This is a genomic window from Thermomonas sp. (assembly GCF_020850895.1).
GTDB lineage: Bacteria > Pseudomonadota > Gammaproteobacteria > Xanthomonadales > Xanthomonadaceae > Thermomonas.
On record NZ_JADZDS010000087.1, the window covers coordinates 1 to 3,188 of the forward strand.

Here is a 3,188-nt window from a genome sequence, read left to right on the forward strand (position 1 = left end):
CGGCATCGGTGAGCTCTGTCTTGCGCATCCATCGCTGGAAGTGGCGAGTTTTGAATACTCGCGTCATCAACTTTATTGTGCCACCGAGTAGCATAGATTGTCTACCCGCCTGTTCCGGCACCCTGCCCAGCCGACATCACCATTCGAAACGGCCGACAGACGGCGCACCCGAATCGACGCGATACCCCATCGCCCGATAGCCACGCTGGCGCTTGTCCCACATCCGCAGCAAGGCCGGATGCCCCGTGTCGACGAAGTCGATGATGCGCACGTCGGTCTTGCTGGCGTGCTCCCGGTGCAGGCGAGCGGCGTATTGCTGCAGCGTGCCTTTCCACGAGACGGGCATCGCCAGCACCAAGGTGTCCAGTGGTGGATGGTCAAAGCCTTCGTCAACCAGCTTACCGGTAGCCAGCAGAACGCGCGGCGCGTCCGGCTGCAAGGCATCGAGCGCGGCGATCAACGCGGTGCGCTGCTTTTTTGACATCCGGCCGTCAACACGAACGGCTGCGGCACCCGACCCGCCAACGCGGTGCGAATGGCGTCGATGTGCTCGGTGCGTTCGGTCAGCGCCAGCACCTTGCGGCCTTGCCGAAAGGCGTCGGTGATCGCGCTGGCGATGGCTGCCGTGCGGGCCGCGTCCTGTGCCAGATGCCTGAACACATCCTGGATGCCCGCCTCCGCTGGCAGAGCAATCGGCGACTCGATGAACTGCGGCGTCACCGCCAGATCGTGCGGCGCATCAAGCGGCTGCGCCGCCTTGTGCCGGATCGGTCCGCACTGCATGAAGATGATGGGCTGTTGCCCATCGCGGCGAATCGGCGTTGCCGTCAGGCCGACCACGTGTTTCGCCTTTGCACGCCGCAGGATGGCATCGAAGGACGCTGCACCGACATGGTGGCATTCGTCCACGATCACCTGCCCGTAGCTTTCCACCAGGGGAGCGACCTCGCCTTGACGCGAAAGCGATTGCATCACCGCGATGTCGATCTGGCCGGTAGGCTTGCTCTTGCCGCCGCCGATGACGCCGATCACATCCTTGCCTGCGTCCAGGAATGCGGCAAGGCGCACCTGCCACTGCTTGAGCAGTTCCGTGCGGTGCACCAGAACCAAGGTGTTGACGCCGCGCGGGGCGATGATCGCTGCGGCCGTCACCGTTTTGCCAAAGGCCGTTGGCGCGCACAGTACACCCGCATCGTGACCCAGCATCGCCGCCACGGCAGCTTCCTGGTCTGGACGCAGCGTGCCGCTGAAGCCGACGGCGATGGGTGTACTGCCGTGTTTCCAGCGATGAACGCCTCGACCAGTCCTTCAATTCCATCGATGCCCAGAAAGAGGCCGGGCAGGCCTTCATCAAGAGCCAGAGCCACGAGGGCTGGATTGCCGTGGCCGATGATTACGACGACGGTGGCTTCTCCGGCGGCAATATGGAACGGCCTGCCTTGAAGCGCCTGCTGGCCGACATCCAGTTGGGCAAGATCGACATCGTGGTCGTCTACAAAATCGACCGCCTGTCACGCTCGCTGGCGGACTTTGCGCGGATGGTCGATGTGTTTGATCGCCACCGCGTCAGCTTCAGCGCCGTCACCCAGCAGATCAACTCGGCCACCTCGATGGGCCGGCTGATGCTCAACGTGCTGCTGTCCTTCGCCCAGTTCGAGCGTGAGGTGACCGGCGAGCGCATCCGCGACAAGATCGCCCTTGCAAAGGCCAAGGGGATGTGGATGGGTCGACCGTTGCCACTCGGGTACGACGTGCGCGACCGCCTGCTGATGATCAATGAAGTCGAAGCCGCTCTGGTGCGGCGCATCTTCGATGACTTCGTGACGATGCGCTCGGCCACGCTGATGGCCAAGACCTATGGCGCCGAAGGCGTGCTCACCAAGGGCGGCAAGCCCTTCACCAAGCAGACCATCTACAAGATGCTGCACAACCGGATGTACCTGGGCAAGATCGTGCACAAGGGGCAGAGTTTCCCCGGCCAGCATCAGGCCATCATCACGCAGGCGCAATGGGATGCCGCCCACGCGCTGATCGCCACCGATGGCGTCGAACGGCGGCGCGAGACCAATGACCGCCAGCGGGAACCGGTGTTACTGCGCGGTCTGCTGTTCACGTCCGACGGCGAACGGCTGGTGCCCAACTACACGAAAAAGAAGGGCAAGACCTACCGCTATTACAGCCCCGTCAAACACCGGCGCTTGGGCGCGTGGGCCAGTCAGCACGGCTCGTTGCCTGCCGCGCCGATTGAGGATCTGGTGACGCAGCAGATCGTAGCGGCGCTGTCGGCCCCACACATCGTGCAGGCGGTGTGGGATCGGATGCAGCACATCCGGCCTGATCTCACCGAGCCGCAAGTCGTGCTGCCGATGCGCAATCTCGCGGGCCTGTGGCGGGAGCTATTCCCTGCGGAACAGTGCCGTTTGGCAAAACTCCTGATCGAGCGCGTGGTGATTGCCGACGGCGGGTTGGAAATCATCTGGCGCGATCAGGGCTGGCAGGAGTTGGCCGGGGAATTGTTGCCCGGCACCATCGGCGCGGAATTGCAGGAATGGGAGCGACAGGAGGTGGAGGCATGAAATCGAAAGTACAGGCTTTGGGCGGCCCCATCGCCCGTGAACGGCGCGATGGCGGGCAGGTGAAACTCTCCACCTTCATCCCGCTGAAGATCAGGAGGCGCGGCGCCAGCAAGGTGGTGGTGCGGCCGGATGGGGCGGTCGAGTCGCCGGGCAAGGTCGCCAGCCAGATCGACCAGCCCTTGCTGGTGGCCTTGACGCGGGCCTTCTACTGGCAGCAGTTGCTCGACGACGGCGTGGTCGGCAGTGGCAGCGAGATTGCCCAGCGCGAAGGCCTGCACCACTCGACGGTCAATGAACTGCTGCGCCTGACCTTGCTGGAGCCTGCCATCATCCAGACCATCCTGGCTGGCCAGCAGCCCCGGTGCATGAGCCTGCTGTGGTTCCAGCGCAATCCGCTGCCGACCGACTGGATGGCGCAGCGGGCGGTGGTGGCGGGGTTTGATGCCTGAAGTCAGGCCATCACCACCTGCGTGCGCACCTCGACCTTGAGCGCACGCTTGATGGCTGCAAACACCGCCGAGATGTTGCTCATGGTCGGGTTGCCCGACTGGGAGAGCATCCGGTGCAGGCTCTTGGCGGGCTTGTGAATTTCTTCGGCCAGCGCCTCGAAGC

At 64.0% G+C, this 3,188-nt stretch carries 4 protein-coding genes; 2 read left to right on the top strand and 2 right to left on the bottom strand.

The features are described from left to right. Positions 1–136 precede the first annotated feature (136 nt). Complete coding sequence (locus tag IT472_RS08250) at positions 137–484, bottom strand: hypothetical protein (RefSeq protein ID WP_297180758.1); 348 nt, start codon at positions 482–484, stop codon at positions 137–139. Continuing rightward, positions 457–1,263, bottom strand: a complete 807-nt coding sequence (locus IT472_RS08255; RefSeq protein ID WP_343231823.1) for a DEAD/DEAH box helicase family protein — start codon at positions 1,261–1,263, stop codon at positions 457–459. The genes IT472_RS08250 and IT472_RS08255 overlap by 28 nt, the downstream gene beginning before the upstream one ends. 2 nt (positions 1,264–1,265) lie before the next feature. On the opposite strand from IT472_RS08255, the gene IT472_RS08260 reads away from it, so the two are divergent. Together IT472_RS08260 and IT472_RS08265 are read left to right on the top strand one after the other, a co-directional pair. Further along, complete coding sequence (locus IT472_RS08260; protein ID WP_297180759.1) at positions 1,266–2,576, top strand: recombinase family protein; 1,311 nt, start codon at positions 1,266–1,268, stop codon at positions 2,574–2,576. Next, positions 2,573–3,025, top strand: a complete 453-nt coding sequence (locus IT472_RS08265; RefSeq protein WP_297180760.1) for a site-specific recombinase resolvase — start codon at positions 2,573–2,575, stop codon at positions 3,023–3,025. The genes IT472_RS08260 and IT472_RS08265 overlap by 4 nt, the downstream gene beginning before the upstream one ends. The last annotated feature ends 163 nt before the right edge of the window (positions 3,026–3,188 follow it).